The following is a 261-nucleotide window of genomic DNA, read 5'->3' as shown; positions in this document are numbered from 1 at the left end:
CTCCGACGTGGTCATGGTCCAGGGCAACGGCATCCGCAAGGGCAGCCGCTACATCGTCCGGGTGGTCAAGGACGGCGAGGCCCTCGCGCGTCAGACCGGGCTGCTCGACCAGCGTGGTCGCCCGGTGCGCGGGCTCCCGCCCGCCGTGGTCTCCGGAGGCGCCTGCGACCAGGTCGCAGCCTTGCGCGGGGCGTTCCTCGCGCATGGGTCGTTGACGGAGCCGGGCCGCTCCTCGGCGATGGAGGTCACCTGCCCCGGCTC

At 73.9% G+C, this 261-nt stretch carries 1 protein-coding gene; it reads left to right on the top strand.

The features are described 5' to 3' along the window. Positions 1 to 13 precede the first annotated feature (13 nt). Positions 14 to 261 (top strand): DNA-binding protein WhiA (gene whiA, locus QRT08_RS18470; RefSeq protein WP_286047463.1); only part of this gene is annotated, 248 nt, incomplete at its 3' end.

Origin of the sequence: Halalkalicoccus sp. NIPERK01, assembly GCF_030287405.1 — an archaeon.
Classification (GTDB): domain Archaea; phylum Halobacteriota; class Halobacteria; order Halobacteriales; family Halalkalicoccaceae; genus Halalkalicoccus.
This window is presented reverse-complemented; position numbering and strand designations above follow the sequence as displayed.